This is a genomic window from Accumulibacter sp., assembly GCF_031732815.1.
GTDB lineage: Bacteria > Pseudomonadota > Gammaproteobacteria > Burkholderiales > Rhodocyclaceae > Accumulibacter.
Genome location: NZ_JAVMKF010000084.1, coordinates 19352 through 36081, shown reverse-complemented (window position 1 = coordinate 36081; position 16730 = coordinate 19352). Strand labels below are relative to the sequence as shown.

The following is a 16730-nucleotide window of genomic DNA, read 5'->3' as shown; positions in this document are numbered from 1 at the left end:
TCAAGATGACGCCGACCAAGGAAGGTACGTACGCCATCGTCTGCAACGAATACTGTGGCATCGGCCACCATTCGATGCTCGGCCGTATCTACGTCAAATAAGGGGGAGAACAACTCGATGGCAACCACCTACCGTACCTGTCCCGTCTCCGGACTCCAGTTCGAGGACCAGGCCGAAAAGCTGATGCGCTGGAACGCCGTAGCCGGTGTTCTCTGGCTGCTGGTCGGCGGGATTACTGCCCTGCTCGTGATCCTGACCCGCTGGCCGGCGATCAAGCTGCTGCCGGCGGACCAGTTCTATCTGATTCTCACCGCACACGGGATCGACATGTTGATCCTGTGGATCCTCTTCTTCGAGATGGCGGTCCTCTACTTCGCATCGTCGACGCTGCTCCGCTGCCGACTGGCGGCGCCCAGGATCGCGTGGCTCGCCTTCTGGCTGATGGCAATCGGCGGCATCGTGACCAACGTCGCGGTCTTCCAGGGCGAATCGAGCGTCATGTTCACCTCGTACGTCCCGATGCAGGCGGCTTGGCACTTCTACCTGGGGATCATTCTCGTCGCGGTCGGTGCGCTGCTCGGCGTCGCCGTCTTCTTTGGCACGCTGGTCGTCGCCAAGCGTGAGAAGACCTACCAGGGTTCGCTGCCGCTGGTGACTTTCGGTGCCTTGACCGCGGCGATCATTGCTACCTTCACCATCCTCGCCGGCGCCGGCATTCTACTGCCGACGCTGCTCTGGTCGCTTGGCATCCTGAAGGAAATCGACGCCCAGTTGTACCGCATGGTCTGGTGGGGTCTTGGCCACTCGTCGCAGCAGATCAACGTCGCCGCGCACGTCGCCGTCTGGTACCTGATCGCTGCCGTCGTCTTCGGCGCCAAGCCGCTTTCGGAGAAGGTGTCGCGTTTCGCCTTCCTGCTCTACATCCTCTTCCTGCAGCTCGCCAGCGCGCATCACCTGCTCTCCGACCCGGGCATGAGCGCCGAGTGGAAGGTCCTCAACACGTCGTACTTCATGTATTTCGCCGTCATGGCGTCGATGATCCATGGCTTTACCGTGCCCGGTGCGATCGAGGCAGCGCAGCGCCGCAAGGGCTACACGAATGGTCTGTTCGAGTGGCTGCGCAAGGCGCCGTGGGGCAATCCGGTGTTCTCCGGCATGTTCATCTCGCTCGTCAGCTTCGGCTTCCTGGGCGGAATTTCCGGTGTCGTCCTCGGCACAGAGCAGATCAACATGCTGATGCATAACACCTTCTACGTTCCCGGCCACTTCCACACGACGGTCGTAACTGGTACGACGCTGGCGTTCATGGCGGTCACCTATCTTCTCGTTCCGGTGCTCTTCCGGCGCGAAATGATCCTGCCCAAGCTTTGCCAGATCCAGCCCTACCTGTTCGGCATCAGCATGTCGGTGCTCGGCCTGGTGATGATGGGCGCCGGAACACTCGGCGTCTCCCGCCGGCATTGGGACATGGCTTTTTCAGGCGCCCCGTTCCAGTACGAGTGGCCGGGCGCGGCCTATCTGATGATGGGCCTGACCGGCATCTTCGGTGTCCTCGCCGTGATTGGCGGTGGCTTGTGGATCCTGCTCGTCGTGGGTTCGCTGCTCTTCGGCAAGAAGCTTGACGGCGGCAAGGTGTCGGACCGCCCGACGCCTATTCCCGTGCATACGCAGGCGGCCTCGGCCGCGGCGCACGGCAGTGAGCATGTCGCGGTTCCCGGCACCGTCGTCCTCGCACTGCTGCTCTTCGTTTCCTTCGTACTGTATTATTTCGTCAACTGGAAGTATCTCTCGGAAGTCTGGCTGCTTAGCTGACCAAGCAAGGTTCCTGCGCCGCGGCGCAGGGACCTGTCAGCATCCGGGCGCACCGACCGGATGCTGACAGGTCGGAAAACAGGCATCAAGCCCGCTCATCTGATCGCTTCGCCCGTACAGCCCATGCCCTCAACCCCTCTGTCGACCGGCACACCCAGCTTGCCCATACGGGCGATTCTTGGCGTCTTCAAGCTGCGCATCGGTATCGTCATCACGTTCACCGCGCTCGCCGGACTGGCGGTGAGTTCTGGACCGGGCCTGAGCCTGCTGCAGTTGCTCGTCCTGACGCTTTCCGTCCTGGTTTCATCAGCCAGCGCGGGCGCCTTCAACCAGTACTACGAGTACGCCAGCGACCGCCTGATGTCGCGCACGCGCCAGCGCCCGTTTGCCACCGGCGAGATTCAGCACGGGCCAATCTGGTTGCTGATCATCGTCGCCTTGCTGATTGTCTCCGTCGGCGCAGCGTGGCTGGCGCTGAACGCCTGGTCGGCACTCTTCGTTTTTCTCGGCGCCTTCTTCTACGCCATCGTCTACACGGTCTGGCTGAAGCGGCGCACATGGATGAACATCGTTCTCGGCGGGCTCGCCGGCAGTTGGGCAGTGCTTGCCGGCGCAAGCGCCAGCAACCCGCAGCTCGGCGCGGTGCCGCTGGCGCTCGCCCTCGTCCTCTTTCTCTGGACACCACCGCATTTCTGGAGCCTGGCGATCGCTTTCCGTGACGACTACGCAAATGCCGGCGTGCCCATGCTGCCGGTCGTCGTTGGCGACCAGCGCGCAGCCCAGGCGATCTTCGTCAGCACCTTGGGCCTGGTCGCCACCTCGCTGCTGCCCGTCGCCTTCGGTCTCGGCGCGATCTATCTGAGCGGCGCCGCGCTCGGCGGCCTGGTCTTCATCGAGAAAGCCTGGCGGTTGACGCGCGCACCCAACCGGCAGACGGCAATGGCCTGTTTCCATGCCTCCTTGCTGCAGTTGACGCTCGTCCTCGCGGCCGCCATCGCCGACGCGCAACTTGTCTTCTAAGGCGGAGCGATCAGTCAGCATGTCCTGCATTTTCGCCCGGGCGCTCGCCGTAGCGCTTGCTGTGTTTGGCGCCATGCCAGTGTGGGCGGAAGACGCCCCGGCTGAGAAGGTGAAGCTGACCGCACGCCCACAAGGCGCCAGCGGGGGTTTAGCGCTGACCACGCTTGACGAGAAAGCTGCATTTTCCCTTTCGCAAGCGGCGATCGGTCGGCCGGTGGGCGACTTTACGCTGCTCGATCGGCAGGAGCGGCCGGTCAGCCTGACGCGCTACCGCGGCAAGCCCTTGCTGGTCAACTTCATCTACACGGCGTGCTTCCAGGTCTGCCCGACGACGACGCGCAACCTGCAGAAGGCCATTCAGAACACAGTCAGCGTCGTAGGTGCAGACCGTTTCAACGTGATCAGCATCGGTTTCAACCAACCCTTCGACTCGCCCGGCGCGCTACGTGATTTCGCCCGACAATACGGCATCCACCTGCCGAACTGGGAGTTCCTCAGCCCATCGTCGGCCATCGTCGGCGACCTGACGCGGAATTTCGGCTTCAGTTTCGTTGCCACGGCGGCCGGCTTCGATCACCTCAATCAGGTGACGATGGTCGACGCGCAGGGAACCATCGTCCGCCAGGTCTATGGCGAGAAATTTGGCGCCGAAGATCTCACCGAGCCCCTCAAGCGCCTGATCGCCGGCGCGCCGCTACCGCCCGAAAGCAGCGCCCTGGACGAAATCATTGAACGCGTCCGCATCATCTGCTCGATCTACGACCCGGTCACCGGTCGCTATCGGACGAACTACGCGCTGTATCTGCAGGCGGCCGGCTTCCTTTGCTTCGTCATCTTTCTCATCTACCTTTCTATCCATTTCTGGAAGAACCGGCGTCGCAGCGAGCCGTAGGCCGCCCGCGCCAGGCGCACGGTCGTCGCCAATGAAGGCTTCGCTGAGTCGCTCGCGGTGACCGTCCCTTTGAGCGCTCACCGGCGGCGGTCCTGCTCGATCAGGTGCGGCCACGCCATACGCATGTAGTAGCCCATCGACCAGAGCGTGAGCACCGCCGCGACGTAGATCAACCAGGTGCCAAGGCGGACGACATCCAGACCGGCAAGCGGCTGGTAATAGAGAAGCAGCGGAATCGAGACCATCTGGGCGGTCGTCTTGACCTTGCCGACCATCGACACGGCAACGCTGCGGTGCGCGCCAATCTGCGCCATCCATTCGCGCAAGGCCGAAATCGTAATTTCGCGACCGATGATGATGGTCGCCAGAACAGCGTCCAGTCGATCCAGCCAGACGAGCAGGATGAGCGCCGCGGCGACCATCAGCTTATCGGCCACCGGGTCGAGAAATGCGCCAAAAGCCGATGTCTGCTGCCACCGTCGAGCCAGATAGCCGTCAAGCCAATCGGTCGCCGCGGCGACGACGAAGAGCAGCGTCGCGAGCAGATCGCGCCCCATCCCCGGCACCCACGCCTCCGGCACGTAATAGACGGCGATCATCAGCGGAATCAGGATGATCCGCAGCCAGGTCAGGAAAATCGGGATGTTGAGCGGCATCAGTGGAGCGCTGCGTAGATCTTTTCGGCCAGTTCCCGGCTGATTCCGGGAACGGCAGCCAGTTGGTCGACACCCGCTGCGCAAATGCCCTGCAGGCCACCAAAGCGCGAAATCAGGGCCTTCTTTCGCCTCGGTCCAATCCCGGCAATCTCATCGATCTGCGAAGTGCGGGCGGCCCGGCTGCGCGTCGCACGATGCCCGGTAACGGCAAAACGATGCGCTTCATCCCGGATTTCCTGAATCAGATGCAAGGCCCTATCGTCCGGTGACAGGCTCAAGGGTGGCCGGCCATCGGCAAAAACCAGCGTCTCCAGGCCAGGCTTTCGCGCCTCGCCCTTTGCCACGCCAAGCAGGAACAGATGCGACAGGCCAAGTTCGGCCAGCGCGCTGGCCGCCGCCGCCACCTGACCCGCACCGCCATCGATGATCACCACTGCCGGTTCGGCGCCCTCCCCCGCGGCTACCTTCTCATAGCGGCGAAGAACGACCTGCCGCATCGCGGCGTAATCGTCGCCGGGCGAAACATCACGAATATTGAACCGGCGGTACTCCGACCGGCGCATTTCGCCCTCCCGATAGACCACACAAGCCGCAACCGTTGCCGTCCCCTGCGTATGGCTGACGTCGAAACAATCGATTCGTGCCTCCTGGCGGTCGACCAGTTCGATCTGCAGCACCTCAGCCAGCGCCTGCAGGCGCTCGACCTGTCGCAGCGAAAGGCTGCGCCGCGCCGCGATGGCCAGACGCGCATTCTGTTCGGCCATCGCCAGCCAGATGCGCTGCTCTGTCAGCCTTGCCTCGATGACGCGCGTCCGCCGCGTCGCCATCGCGTTCAGCCAGTCATTGACCTCGTTGTCAGGCAGCGGCAGGTTGACCAGAATGCGCGCGGGAACCGGATGGACTGAGTAATGCTGGTAGAGGAAGGCAAGCAAGGCTTCGCACGGCAGCGAGTCGGCCGAGTTGGCCGGAAACTGAGGACGGTCGCCAAGGTGCCGGCCACCGCGAATCATCGCCAGGTTGACGCAGAGCACGCCGCCTTCGTCGACCGCTGCAATGACATCGATATCGGCATCCCGGGTCGTCTCGACGTACTGTTTGTCCTGCACCTGCCGCAAGGACTGAATCTGGTCACGATAGATCGCCGCCTGCTCGAAGGCCAGCCCGGCCGCCGCCTGGTCCATCGCTGTGCTGAGACTGCGAATGACCTCCTGCTGCCGCCCTTGCAGGAACATGGCGGCCATCTGCACATCCTGCGCGTAAGACGCCGGCTCGATCTTTCCGACGCACGGACCTGAGCAGCGTTTGATCTGGTAGAGCAGACAAGGCCGGGAGCGGTTGCTGAAGACGCTATTCTCGCACGTGCGCAGGCGAAACATGCGCTGCAGCAGCTTGATGCTTTCGCGTACGGCGACCGCCGAGGGAAAAGGCCCGAAATAGTCCGCCCGGCGGTCGGTCACCCCACGAAAGAACCCCAAGCGTGCGCAGCGGTCATGCGTAAGCATGATATAGGGATAAGATTTGTCATCCCGAAACAGAATATTATAGCGCGGCGCCAAGCTCTTGATCAGATTGTTCTCGAGCAACAGCGCTTCGGCTTCTGATCGGGTGACGGTCGTCTCGACGCGCGCGATCTGGCTGACCATCAGCGCGATGCGCGGACTCGCCTGCCTGGCGCGAAAGTACGAGGCTAGTCGCTTGCGCAGGTTCTTTGCTTTCCCGACATAGAGCACCTTGCCCAGCGAATCGAGCATGCGGTAGACGCCGGGAAGCTCGCTCGTGCTGGCCAGCAGCGATTTCGTGTCGAATGCTTCGCTCATCGAGATACGCCGATTGGCTGCCGCCGCCTCGCCGCTTGCCTTCAGACGGCCAGGCGCTCGGCGGCAACGACGCCGGCGAGGTAGGCCGGCTGGCCACGCAGTTCGGACCAGTCGGGCGACTTGCCGCGTGGCGCAAGGCGCTGGATTCTTTGCGCGCGCTGCGCATCAGGTTCGGCGTCCCATTTGTGCAGAACATCGTCGACCGACGCAGGTGAGTTGCACAGCAGCAGCATGTCGCAACCCGCCTGCCAGGCGGCCGTACAGCGTTCGACCGGACCACCGGCAACCCCTGCCCCCGCCATCGACAGGTCATCGCTGAAGATAGTCCCGGCAAAGCGCAGTTCGTCACGCAGCAAAGCCAGCCAGAACGGCGAGAAACCGGCCGGCCGTTCGTCCACCCGGCGATAGATCACGTGCGCCGGCATCACTGCGTCAAGGCTCAGTCGGCGATACGGTTCAAGATCGAGCGCCATTTCCTCGAGCCGACGTTCGTCTACCGGCAGGTCTACGTGTGAATCGGGTTCGACCCAGCCATGGCCCGGAAAGTGTTTTCCACAAGCGGACATTCCCGCGCCGTGCAGCCCTTCGATCAGCGCCCGCGACAGATCCACGACAGCCGCCGGGCTGCGATGAAAGGCGCGGTCGCCGATCACGCGGCTACGCCCCCAGTCGAGGTCGAGCACCGGCGTAAACGACAGGTCGACGCCGCAGGCGCGTAGTTCAGCCGCCAGGAGATAACCCAGATCGCGCGCCACGGTGATGGCCTGTGCCGGGTCTTTCTCCCATTCCAGGCCGAGACAGCGCATCGCGGGCAAACGGGTGAATCCCTTCCGGCAGCGCTGCACACGCCCGCCCTCATGATCGATGGCGATCAGCAGCGGCGGACAGCGCAGCGCATGCACCTCGGCGGTCAGGCGCGCCAGTTGCTCGGGCGATTCGTAGTTGCGCGAAAAGAGGATCAGGCCGCCGACCAGCGGATGGCACAAGCGCGCGCGATCGAGTTCGCTCAAGGCGCTTCCCGCAATGTCGATCATCAATGGACCGGAAGAGGTGCTGCTCATTGCTGCTCCATCACGACAAAGGCGATAGCGTATTCCTTCTCGTCGCTGATCGAAAGGTGCGCGCGCAGACCAAGTTCGGCCAGATGCGCGGCCAGTTCCGGTGCGTACTCGAAAAACGGCCGACCCAGCCCATCGTGCGCAACGCTCAGGCTGAGCAGCGTGGCGGGCGCGCGCAGACCAGTCCCCAGCGCCTTGCCAAAGGCTTCCTTGGCGGCGAAGCGCTTGGCCAGAAACCGTCCCGTCTGCCCGCCAGGGTCGAACTCGCCACGCTCGCGCGCTGACAGCAAGCGATTGAGCGCGCCTTGACCATGCTGTTCGTAGAACCTGAGCAAGCGCCCGACAGCCACGATGTCGGTCCCCACACCAACGATCATCGGCTGCCTCCGGCCGCCGTCGCCTGGGCTTCACGCAGCAGGCGTTTCATTTCCCGCACGGCGGCCTGCAAGCCGACGAAAATCGCCCGGCTGATAATCGCGTGACCGATGTGCAACTCGCGAATCCCGGCCAACTGGGCGACCGGCTGCACGTTGAAGTAGTTCAGCGCATGACCGGCGTTGAAGCGCATGCCGAGCCGGCTGACGCGTTCGCCCGCCTGGCGAATCCGGGCCAGTTCGGCGAGCGCCGCCGGACTCTCCGAATCGCGTCCCTGCGTATAGAAGGCGTGCGCATAGGGTCCGGTATGGATCTCGCAGACGCGTGCGCCGATACGCGCTGCCGCTTCAACCTGAGCCAGTTCGGCGTCGATGAAGACACTGGTTACGATGCCGGCCTCGCCCAGACGCGCCACCGCCTGCGCCAGCTTGGCCTCCTGGGCGACGATGTCCAGCCCGCCTTCCGTAGTCACCTCATGCCGGCCCTCTGGCACCAGCATGGCCATCTGTGGCTTCAGTCGACAAGCGATGGCGAGCATCTCGTCGGTCGCCGCCATCTCCAGATTGAGCTTGATCTGCGCCAGGTCGCGCAGTTTCTCGACATCAGCGTCCTGGATGTGCCGGCGGTCCTCGCGCAGGTGTATGGTGATTCCGTCCGCCCCGCCGAGATGTGCTTCAACCGCGGCCCAGACGGGATCCGGCTCGTAAGTGCCGCGCGCCTGACGGATCGTCGCCACGTGATCAATGTTGACGCCGAGTTCGATCATAGTTCCTGTAGCTCCCGGAAAATCATGCGGCTGACCAGCGCCCGGCCACCCGTGTAGTGAGCGATCAGTGTGCGCATCAGTTGCTTGGCCTCAGCCAGCGAGCGCGGATTGGAGAAATCCTCGCGCGCCAGGTCGATCAGGGTTTGGCCGCTGAGCGCACGCGTTCGTTCGTCGGCGGGCAGGATTCGCACCGGCCCGCGTTCGATTTGGTAAACGTAGTCTGCTTCGGTGTCGACCGCCAGACCTTCGACATCGGTCTCGAGCATCGGCCCGTAACCGAGTTCCTGCAGGAGCACGCGCTCGAAGCGGCGCAGATCGCCTTCCTGCGCGCTCACCGCAAAGCGCTGCAGCGTTTCCGCGTAAACCGCGAACAGACGCGCATGCGCATCCTCGCGCGGCAGCATCTGCATCAGCAGTTCATTCAGGTAGTAGGCGCAGAACAGCGAGCGGCCGGTGAGCAGCGGCTGTCCGCCCTGCCACTCGGCCTTGATCAGCGTCTTCACTTCACCGCTGCCTGCCCATGCCAATTCGAGCGGCTGAAAGGCAAGCAGCAATCCGCGCAAGGCCGAGCGCGGCCGCCGGGCGCCGCGCGCCAGCAGGGCCAGGCGGCCGTAGTCGCGCGAAAGGACATCAGCGATCAGGCTCGTTTCACTGTACGGGTAAGCGTGCAGTACGAACGCCGGCTGACCGTCCACCTTGTTCCGCTGATTCACCTGCCAACTCGTCTGCCCGGCATCTTCGTTCGCTGACCGGCGTGCTACTCGTAACCAAGGCTGGCGAGCACCTGCTCATCGGCTGCCCAGCCCGATCTGACCTTGACGAAGACCTCGAGAAAGACCGGTCCGCCGAACATCGCCTGCATGTCCTGCCGCGCCTCCGAAGCAATTCTCTTCATCGTCTGACCTGCGCGGCCGATCAGGATCGGCTTCTGCCCCGGACGGTCGACGATGATGGCGGCTGCGATTCGGCGCAGCCCACCCTCGACGACGAAACGCTCGATCTCGACGGCCACGGCATAGGGCAGCTCGTCGCCAATCAGCCGAAAAACTTTCTCCCGGATGTATTCAGCCGCCAGAAAGCGCTCGCTCCGGTCGGTCAGCTCATCGTCGGCATACGGCCACTCCGCTTCGGGCAGACGCTGGCGCAATTCACCGAGGAGAAAATCCAGTTGCGATCGGCGCGTAGCGCTGACCGGGACGATTGCTGAAAAGTCGCCCTCGCCGGCCAGCCGGGCAAGAAACGGCAGCAATTCATTCTTGTCGGCAATCTGATCGATCTTGTTGACCGCGACGATCAATGGGCAAGCGGCGGGGACAAGCTGCCGCACAACGCGGTCCTGCTGATCGTAGCGACCAGCTTCCACGACGAGCAGCACCAGGTCAACCTCGCCCAGAGCCTGTCTCACCCCCCGGTTCATCCGCTGGTTGAGCGGACTGCCGTGCTTCGTCTGAAAACCCGGGGTATCGACGAACACATACTGCGCGTCGTCCTGTGTAAGAATCCCCAGAATGTTGCTGCGCGTCGTTTGCGCGCGACGCGAGACGATGCTCAGCTTCTCACCGACGAGCGCATTGAGCAGCGTCGACTTGCCGACGTTTGGCCGGCCAACGATGGCGATACGTCCGGCGCGCACGCTGCTCACGGCTTGCTCAGCATGAGCAGCGCGCGCTCGGCAGCCACCTGCTCGGCGGCGCGCCGGCTGCTGCCGCTTCCCTCGCTCGCCAGGCCCGCAGCGGCAAGCTCGCAGCGCACGGTGAACTGCTGGGCATGCGCCTCGCCCTCGCTGCGCAGCAGCGAATAGCGCGGCAGCGGCAGACGTCGGCCCTGCAGGTACTCCTGCAGACGCGTCTTGGCATCCTTGATTTCCTGCTCGGCGTTCAGTCCCGCGAGCATTTCGCCATACAAGCGGGCAATGATTGCGCCGGCAGGCTCAAAGCCGGCATCCAGCCACAGAGCGCCAAACAGCGCCTCGAGCGCGTCGGCCAGAATCGATGGCCGCCGTTGCCCACCGCTCTTCTGCTCGCCCTCGCCAAGGCGAAGAAATTCGCCCAGCGAAAGTGTCAGCGCTTGCTGGTAAAGTCGGTCCTGGCGCACCAGATGCGCACGCAAGCGCGACAGGTCGCCTTCCGGGAGCGCCGGAAAACGCTCGAACAGGCAGCGCGCGATGATCGCATTCAGAATCGAATCGCCGAGAAACTCGAGGCGCTCGTTATGCTGCGCAGAAAAGCTGCGATGGGTCAAAGCCGTATGCAGCAATGCCTGATCGCGAAACTGGTAAGCGAGAGCACGTTCTATCGGGTGCACGCTCATCAATCGACGCCGAGCTTGCTCGACGAACCGCGGAAATCGATCAGCAAGCTGACATTGCCCGCCAGCGGAATGCGCCTTTCATAGGCAAAGGCGATGACGACCTGATTGTCTTCCTTGAAGATGTCCAGATCGGCCGCGGTCAGCGTCTGAATATGCTCGACCTCGGCATAGCGCGAGAACGCCTGGCGGAGCTCGCCCACGGTTTTGCCCGATCCCTCGGCAGCGACCGCCTTGACCGCCTGCCGGATCTTGTAGTAATCCATCACTTCGGGCAGAACACGAATGGCAAGAACCGCCACGATGGCGATGACGATACCCCAGACGATGACGCCCGAAAGCGCGATCCCTCGCTGTCGATTCATGAACGCTCCTCAGTTGAACGAGCCAATCCGTCCGAAATCACCGAAATTCAGCCAGATGAAAAATGCCTTGCCGACGATATTCTCTTCCGGGACGAAGCCCCAGAAGCGGCTGTCACGGCTGTTGTCGCGATTGTCGCCCATCACGAAGTACTGCCCCTCGGGCACCGTGCAAGTCACCCCGGCGCCATTGTAGGAGCAATTCTCTCGCTGGCGAAACTGCTCAGGGCCGGCAATGAACGGTGGCGCCTCGTCGTCATTGAGGATCCGGTGTTCGGCCGAACCGATCTTCTCGACGAACTGCTTCGAATAGTAGAGTCGCTCGGGATGCAGGTAATCCTCGACCTTTTGCAGCTCGACCGGCTGACCATTGATCGTCAACCGCTTGTTCTGGTAAGCGATCCGGTCACCCGGGACGCCGACCACTCGTTTGATGTAATCGAGCGAGGGATCAACCGGATAGCGAAAGACCATCACATCGCCGCGCTTCGGAGAGTTGACTTCAATCATCTTCCAGTTGGCAACCGGCAGGCGGATTCCGTAGGTGTACTTGTTCACCAGGATGAAATCTCCAACCAGCAAGGTCGGTATCATTGAGCCGGAGGGAATCTTGAACGGTTCGACGAGGAAGGAGCGCAGCAGGAAAACGACCAGAATCACCGGAAAGAAACCGGCCCCATATTCGACCCACCAGGGATCAGGCCCATCCGCCGGGCGCCGCCGGCGCAGGAAACAGGCATCCGCCACCCAGATGACACCGCTGATCAGCACCAGGATCAGCAGGATCAGAGCAAAATTCACGCGTCTTCTCCTCTACTTGCCCACGCGCAAGACGGCCAGGAAGGCCTCCTGCGGAATCTCGACCGAACCGACCTGCTTCATGCGCTTCTTACCCGCCTTCTGCTTCTCGAGCAGCTTCTTCTTGCGCGTGATGTCGCCGCCATAGCACTTGGCGAGAACGTCCTTGCGCATCGCCTTGACGTTCTCACGCGCGATGATGTTCGCGCCGATCGCCGCCTGAATCGCCACGTCATACATCTGGCGGGGAATCAGCTCACGCATCTTGCTCGCCAGCTCGCGCCCGCGAAAAACCGAGTTCGCCCGATGCAGAATGATGGAAAGTGCATCGACGCGTTCGCCGTTGATCAGAACGTCCAGCTTGACGACATCGGCTGCCCGATACGCCTTGAACTCGTAGTCGAGCGAAGCGTAGCCGCGCGAAACCGACTTCAAGCGGTCGAAGAAATCCATCACAACTTCCGCCATCGGCATCTCGTAGACCAGTTGGACTTGCCGTCCGTGATAGCTCATGTCCACCTGATTGCCGCGCTTCTGGTTGCACAGGGTGATCACGTTGCCGAGATAGTCCTGCGGAACGAACACCGTGATCGTGATGATGGGTTCACGGATCTCTTCGATCTTGGCGAGGTCGGGCAACTTGGCCGGATTCTCCACCTGCAGCAGATTGCCATCACGCATCAGGACTTCATACACGACAGTCGGCGCAGTGGTGATCAGATCCTGATCGAACTCGCGCTCGAGGCGCTCCTGAACGATCTCCATGTGCAGCAGGCCAAGGAAGCCGCAGCGGAACCCGAAGCCGAGCGCCTGCGAGACCTCGGGTTCGAAACGCAGCGAGGCATCGTTCAGCTTCAGCTTTTCAAGCGATTCGCGCAGCGCGTCGTACTGGTTCGACTCGACCGGATAAAGACCGGCGAACACCTGCGACTTGATCTCCTTGAAACCGGGCAGCGCGGCCGCCGCCGGACGCTCGACGAGTGTCACCGTATCGCCCACTTTGGCGGCCTGCAGTTCCTTGATTCCCGAGATGACGTAACCGACTTCACCAGCGCGCAGGACATCGCGGACGAGCGCCTTCGGCGTGAACACGCCCACCTGCTCGCACAGGTGCGTAGACCCGGTCGCCATCAGGCGGATGCGGTCCTTCGGTCGCAAGCTGCCGTCGAAGACGCGCACGAGCATGACGACGCCGACGTAATTGTCGAACCAGGCGTCCACCAGCAATGCCTTGAGCGGCGCATCCACGTCGCCCTGCGGAGCGGGAATGCGCTCGATGATCGCTTCGAGAATATCTTCGACGCCAAGACCGGTCTTTGCCGAGGCAAGAACCGCGTGCGAGGCGTCGATGCCGATCACATCCTCAATCTCCTGCTGCGCCTTGTCGGGCATGGCCGAGGGCAGATCGATCTTGTTCAATACCGGCAGAACATCGACGCCCAGTTCGATTGCCGTATAGCAATTGGCTACCGTCTGTGCCTCCACACCCTGCGACGCGTCGACGACCAGCAAGGCACCCTCGCAGGCTGACAGCGAACGCGAAACCTCGTAGGAAAAGTCGACGTGCCCCGGCGTATCGATGAGGTTCAAGTTGTACGTCTGGCCGTTACGCGCCCGGTATTGCAGGGCCGCGGTCTGCGCCTTGATCGTAATGCCGCGCTCACGCTCGATATCCATCGAGTCGAGCACCTGCGCTTCCATTTCGCGATCCGAAAGTCCTCCACACAGATGAATGATCCGATCGGCCAGAGTCGACTTCCCGTGGTCGATGTGCGCGATGATCGAGAAATTCCGGATGTGCTGCATGAACATCTTCGTCGTCCTGTCGCCGGCGTTCGTCCGCTGAAAAAAAGGGTGCCGGCGGGCACCCTTGGTCGAACAGCCTGAAGGCGCGGATTCTAGCCGATTCCGCTCAGATAATCACGGACTTTGCTCGGATCGAGGCGGTAATGGCAGAGTTCGCTCTCGCCGTGCAGGAGTACCGGCACCCATTCGTCGTAGCGGGCAAGCAGCCGCGGATCGGCGTCGACGTCGACCACCTCGAGTTCGAAGGACAACTCCCCGGCGAGCACCGCGAGGGCTGCTTCCATCTCCGCGCAGAGATGGCAATAGCCGCGCGAGACGAGCGTCAGCTTCATTCGCCCGCTCACTCGCCGCGCTTCTCGCTGCTTCCTCCCTTGAGGGTGACGAAGGTCTGCAGATCGCCCCTGCGCACGAGCAAGGTGACGTTGGCAGACTTGTCGAACTGCGCCAACAGCTTGTTGAACTGCTCGACCGTTCTCACCTCGACACTCTCGCCGCGCGCAATGACGGCCAGAATCACGTCGCCCGGCCGCAAGTCCGCACGACCGGTATTGCTGCGAATCTCCTCGATCAGCAAGCCCCCGTTCGTGCGCAGTTCGCGCCGCTGCTCGGCGTTCAGTTCGGACAGCACCAAGCCCAGCCGATTCGCCGCACGCTCGCTCGGCTTCGCTCCGCGGGCGCTGCGCGCAGCGACCTTTTCGTCCGGCATTTCACCGACTACCAGCGTGATATCCTTGCTCGCCCCCTTGCGCCACAACTGGACGCTGACCCGGCTTCCCGGCTTGCTGGCCCCGACGATGCGTGGCAGGTCGTTCGATCCATTGATCGTCTTGCCGTCGAACTTGAGGATCACATCGCCCGCTTCGATCCCCGCCTTGTCGGCCGGTCCGCCCTTCTCCACCGAGCTTACTGCCGCCCCCTGCGCCTTGCCCAGACCGAAGGAGTCGGCCAGATCCTTGGTCACCTCCTGTATGACGACGCCGATGCGACCGCGGCTCACCCGGCCATGGCTGCGCAACTGGGCCTGCACTTCCATCGCCACGTCGATCGGAATTGCGAAGGAAATCCCCATGAATCCGCCTGACCGGCTATAAATCTGCGAGTTGATTCCGACCACCTCGCCTCTCATGTTGAACAGCGGCCCGCCCGAGTTGCCCGGGTTGACCGCGACATCGGTCTGGATGAAAGGCACGTAGTTCTCCTGCGGCAACGAGCGCCCCTTGGCGCTGACGATCCCCGCCGTCACGCTGTTGTCGAAGCCAAACGGCGAGCCAATGGCAACCACCCATTCGCCGACCTTGAGCTGGGCCGGATCACCAAAGCGCACGGCCGGCAAGGCAGTTGCGTCGATCTTGAGCAGGGCAATGTCGGTCCGCTTGTCGGCGCCAACGACGCGCGCTTTGAACTCGCGCTTGTCGGTCAGCCGAACGAGAATTTCGTCGGCGGCATCAACCACGTGCGCATTGGTCAGAATGTAGCCATCGGCACTGACAATGAACCCCGAGCCGAGCGAACGGCTCTCGAAGTCGCGCGGTGTTCCCGGAATTCCCGGCTGGCGCGGTATGAAACGGCGAAAAAACTCGAACATCGGGTCGTTCTCGTCGAACGGGAAAGGCTGCGCGCCGCGAGCGCTGTTACGTGCCGACTGAATCGTGCTGATGTTCACCACTGCCCCGCCCTGCTTCTCGACCAGCTCGGTAAAGTCGGGCAAGCCACGGTTCTGCGCCTGGGCGAAAAAGGACGAGAAAAGGAGAAGGAAACCGACGAACAACTGTTTCATGGCAGCGAATGCCTCCTGAGTGTCAGCCAAGACCATAGAGCAATTTCCCAACTGGGGGCAGCGAAAGCAGATTCAAGCGCTCAGGGGCGAATTGACGGCCTCAGGCTTGCATCGCCGCGCCAACGCCACTCGACGCGCCGCAAGTGCAGCCAGCCGATTCCGAGGCCAAGCAGGGCTCCGCCCAGCGCGCCCGCTTCGCCACCCAGCTCCGATCCGCCAAGCGCCCCGCCAAGCAAGGCGAGCAGCGGATAAGCGTAGGCGGCCACGGCGCTGCGCCGTATCGACCCGGCAGGCAACAACACGCGCACGCGCTCACCGGCGACCCGCCCAGCCCCATTCGCCACGCGATACGTCCGCCGCGCATCGCACGCCGGGCGTACGGCAAGCCGCCCGCCGCAGCCACCCGGCGCACTGCAATGACCGCAGCCGCTGTCCTCGACGCGCACCGTTGCCAAGTCACCGTCTACGGCGACGACCACCGCCCAGACTTCGCTCTGCTCACCATACCGACGATCGCCGTCGCCCGCCGTCGCCGAGGGCTCGCTCGCGTCTACCATCGGCGGTCGGCCGCTGTATCGAGCAGCGGTCGCAGCTTGTCGGCAACCACCTCGCGCGCACGAAAAATGCGCGAGCGCACCGTACCTATCGGGCAGTTCATCGCCTCGGCGATTTCTTCGTAACTCATGCCTTCGATCTCGCGCAGCATGATCGCGCTGCGCAAGTCATCCGGCAAGCCGGCCATCGCCGCGTCGATCGTTTCGCCAATCTGCCGCGATTGCAGCAGGCTTTCCGGCGTGTTGATGTCGCGCAGTTGCCCGGCGTCCTCGAAGCTCTCGGCATCGTCCGCGTCAACCTCGGTCGAGGTCGGAGCGCGCCGTCCTTGCGCAACGAGATAGTTCTTCGCGGTATTGATGCTGATCCGGTAGAGCCAGGTGTAGAAGGCACTCTCGCCACGAAACGACGGCAATGCACGATACGCCTTGATGAACGCCTCCTGCGATACATCCTCGACCTCCGACTGGTCACGAATGTAGCGCGACAGCAGACGCGCAACCTTGCGCTGGTACTTGGCAAACAGCACCTCGAAGGCCTGGCCGTCACCGGCCTGGGCTCGCTCAACCAAAGCGTGGTCTACTTCGCGTTCGCTCATGCCTAGTGCTTTTCCCATCACCCGCTGTGAGAGTTTGTCAGGGCAGTATAGCGCAAGCGTACAAGCCCAACGTAACAGTGCGTGAGCGGCCGCACCCGGCAGTCGCTCGCCGGAGCGCTCTGGCCGAAGGCGGC

At 62.9% G+C, this 16730-nt stretch carries 18 protein-coding genes; 3 read left to right on the top strand and 15 right to left on the bottom strand.

Going from position 1 to position 16730, the window contains the following annotated elements; all coding sequences use genetic code 11:
* Nucleotides 1–117 precede the first annotated feature (117 nt).
* The 3 genes from RKP46_RS06985 (at nucleotide 118) to RKP46_RS06975 (ending at nucleotide 3724) form a co-directional block, all read left to right on the top strand.
* On the top strand, nucleotides 118–1812 hold the full coding sequence (locus tag RKP46_RS06985) for a cbb3-type cytochrome c oxidase subunit I (protein WP_311105976.1): 1695 nt from the start codon (nucleotides 118–120) through the stop codon (nucleotides 1810–1812).
* Nucleotides 1813–1935: 123 nt separating this feature from the next.
* The gene (gene cyoE / locus RKP46_RS06980) at nucleotides 1936–2832 is read left to right on the top strand and encodes a heme o synthase (protein ID WP_311105975.1); all 897 of its coding nucleotides are present in this window, start codon (nucleotides 1936–1938) and stop codon (nucleotides 2830–2832) included.
* A 19-nt stretch (nucleotides 2833–2851) separates the two neighbouring features.
* The gene (locus RKP46_RS06975; protein ID WP_311105974.1) at nucleotides 2852–3724 is read left to right on the top strand and encodes an SCO family protein; all 873 of its coding nucleotides are present in this window, start codon (nucleotides 2852–2854) and stop codon (nucleotides 3722–3724) included.
* Nucleotides 3725–3801: 77 nt separating this feature from the next.
* Here the strand turns inward: RKP46_RS06975 and pgsA are convergent, their stop codons facing one another.
* From pgsA to rpoE, 15 genes are all read right to left on the bottom strand, one after another.
* Nucleotides 3802–4380, bottom strand: a complete 579-nt coding sequence (gene pgsA / locus RKP46_RS06970; protein WP_311105973.1) for a CDP-diacylglycerol--glycerol-3-phosphate 3-phosphatidyltransferase — start codon at nucleotides 4378–4380, stop codon at nucleotides 3802–3804.
* Entirely contained in the window at nucleotides 4380–6197 is a 1818-nt protein-coding gene (uvrC, locus tag RKP46_RS06965) for an excinuclease ABC subunit UvrC (protein ID WP_311105972.1), read from the bottom strand. Before uvrC ends, pgsA begins: the two co-directional genes overlap by 1 nt.
* A gap of 41 nt (nucleotides 6198–6238) precedes the next feature.
* Complete coding sequence (gene nagZ / locus RKP46_RS06960; protein ID WP_311105971.1) at nucleotides 6239–7258, bottom strand: beta-N-acetylhexosaminidase; 1020 nt, start codon at nucleotides 7256–7258, stop codon at nucleotides 6239–6241.
* Complete coding sequence (gene acpS / locus RKP46_RS06955) at nucleotides 7255–7632, bottom strand: holo-ACP synthase (protein WP_311105970.1); 378 nt, start codon at nucleotides 7630–7632, stop codon at nucleotides 7255–7257. Before acpS ends, nagZ begins: the two co-directional genes overlap by 4 nt.
* Entirely contained in the window at nucleotides 7629–8396 is a 768-nt protein-coding gene (locus tag RKP46_RS06950; RefSeq protein WP_311105969.1) for a pyridoxine 5'-phosphate synthase, read from the bottom strand. Before RKP46_RS06950 ends, acpS begins: the two co-directional genes overlap by 4 nt.
* Entirely contained in the window at nucleotides 8393–9109 is a 717-nt protein-coding gene (gene recO, locus RKP46_RS06945; RefSeq protein WP_311105968.1) for a DNA repair protein RecO, read from the bottom strand. The genes RKP46_RS06950 and recO overlap by 4 nt, the downstream gene beginning before the upstream one ends.
* Before the next feature lie 44 nt (nucleotides 9110–9153).
* Nucleotides 9154–10038: a GTPase Era gene (gene era / locus RKP46_RS06940; RefSeq protein WP_311105967.1), complete on the bottom strand. Its 885-nt coding sequence runs from the start codon at nucleotides 10036–10038 to the stop codon at nucleotides 9154–9156.
* The gene (gene rnc / locus RKP46_RS06935) at nucleotides 10035–10706 is read right to left on the bottom strand and encodes a ribonuclease III (protein ID WP_311105966.1); all 672 of its coding nucleotides are present in this window, start codon (nucleotides 10704–10706) and stop codon (nucleotides 10035–10037) included. The genes era and rnc overlap by 4 nt, the downstream gene beginning before the upstream one ends.
* The gene (locus RKP46_RS06930; RefSeq protein ID WP_311105965.1) at nucleotides 10706–11068 is read right to left on the bottom strand and encodes a DUF4845 domain-containing protein; all 363 of its coding nucleotides are present in this window, start codon (nucleotides 11066–11068) and stop codon (nucleotides 10706–10708) included. Before RKP46_RS06930 ends, rnc begins: the two co-directional genes overlap by 1 nt.
* 9 nt (nucleotides 11069–11077) lie before the next feature.
* Nucleotides 11078–11866 (bottom strand): signal peptidase I, encoded by a 789-nt coding sequence (gene lepB / locus RKP46_RS06925; RefSeq protein ID WP_311105964.1) that lies wholly within the window; start codon nucleotides 11864–11866, stop codon nucleotides 11078–11080.
* Nucleotides 11867–11878: 12 nt separating this feature from the next.
* Nucleotides 11879–13669, bottom strand: a complete 1791-nt coding sequence (gene lepA, locus RKP46_RS06920; RefSeq protein ID WP_311105977.1) for a translation elongation factor 4 — start codon at nucleotides 13667–13669, stop codon at nucleotides 11879–11881.
* Between the two features lie 92 nt (nucleotides 13670–13761).
* Nucleotides 13762–14001, bottom strand: a complete 240-nt coding sequence (locus RKP46_RS06915) for a glutaredoxin family protein (protein WP_311105963.1) — start codon at nucleotides 13999–14001, stop codon at nucleotides 13762–13764.
* An 8-nt stretch (nucleotides 14002–14009) separates the two neighbouring features.
* Complete coding sequence (locus tag RKP46_RS06910; RefSeq protein ID WP_311105962.1) at nucleotides 14010–15446, bottom strand: DegQ family serine endoprotease; 1437 nt, start codon at nucleotides 15444–15446, stop codon at nucleotides 14010–14012.
* An 80-nt stretch (nucleotides 15447–15526) separates the two neighbouring features.
* Entirely contained in the window at nucleotides 15527–16003 is a 477-nt protein-coding gene (locus tag RKP46_RS06905) for a SoxR reducing system RseC family protein (RefSeq protein ID WP_311105961.1), read from the bottom strand.
* The gene (gene rpoE / locus RKP46_RS06900; RefSeq protein WP_311105960.1) at nucleotides 15997–16596 is read right to left on the bottom strand and encodes an RNA polymerase sigma factor RpoE; all 600 of its coding nucleotides are present in this window, start codon (nucleotides 16594–16596) and stop codon (nucleotides 15997–15999) included. The genes RKP46_RS06905 and rpoE overlap by 7 nt, the downstream gene beginning before the upstream one ends.
* Between the last annotated feature and the right edge of the window lie 134 nt (nucleotides 16597–16730).

Excerpts from the sequence above, each read along its gene's own strand:
- RKP46_RS06930 (WP_311105965.1), bottom strand. The coding sequence starts at position 11,068 with ATGAATCGACAGCGAGGGATCGCGCTTTCGGGCGTCATCGTCTGGGGT.
- nagZ (WP_311105971.1), bottom strand. The coding sequence starts at position 7,258 with ATGAGCAGCACCTCTTCCGGTCCATTGATGATCGACATTGCGGGAAGC.
- cyoE (WP_311105975.1), top strand. The coding sequence starts at position 1,936 with ATGCCCTCAACCCCTCTGTCGACCGGCACACCCAGCTTGCCCATACGG.
- uvrC (WP_311105972.1), bottom strand. The coding sequence starts at position 6,197 with ATGAGCGAAGCATTCGACACGAAATCGCTGCTGGCCAGCACGAGCGAG.
- acpS (WP_311105970.1), bottom strand. The coding sequence starts at position 7,632 with ATGATCGTTGGTGTGGGGACCGACATCGTGGCTGTCGGGCGCTTGCTC.
- RKP46_RS06985 (WP_311105976.1), top strand. The coding sequence starts at position 118 with ATGGCAACCACCTACCGTACCTGTCCCGTCTCCGGACTCCAGTTCGAG.
- RKP46_RS06910 (WP_311105962.1), bottom strand. The coding sequence starts at position 15,446 with ATGAAACAGTTGTTCGTCGGTTTCCTTCTCCTTTTCTCGTCCTTTTTC.
- RKP46_RS06915 (WP_311105963.1), bottom strand. The coding sequence starts at position 14,001 with ATGAAGCTGACGCTCGTCTCGCGCGGCTATTGCCATCTCTGCGCGGAG.
- RKP46_RS06975 (WP_311105974.1), top strand. The coding sequence starts at position 2,852 with ATGTCCTGCATTTTCGCCCGGGCGCTCGCCGTAGCGCTTGCTGTGTTT.
- pgsA (WP_311105973.1), bottom strand. The coding sequence starts at position 4,380 with ATGCCGCTCAACATCCCGATTTTCCTGACCTGGCTGCGGATCATCCTG.
- rnc (WP_311105966.1), bottom strand. The coding sequence starts at position 10,706 with ATGAGCGTGCACCCGATAGAACGTGCTCTCGCTTACCAGTTTCGCGAT.
- RKP46_RS06905 (WP_311105961.1), bottom strand. The coding sequence starts at position 16,003 with ATGGTAGACGCGAGCGAGCCCTCGGCGACGGCGGGCGACGGCGATCGT.
- rpoE (WP_311105960.1), bottom strand. The coding sequence starts at position 16,596 with ATGAGCGAACGCGAAGTAGACCACGCTTTGGTTGAGCGAGCCCAGGCC.
- lepA (WP_311105977.1), bottom strand. The coding sequence starts at position 13,669 with ATGCAGCACATCCGGAATTTCTCGATCATCGCGCACATCGACCACGGG.
- RKP46_RS06950 (WP_311105969.1), bottom strand. The coding sequence starts at position 8,396 with ATGATCGAACTCGGCGTCAACATTGATCACGTGGCGACGATCCGTCAG.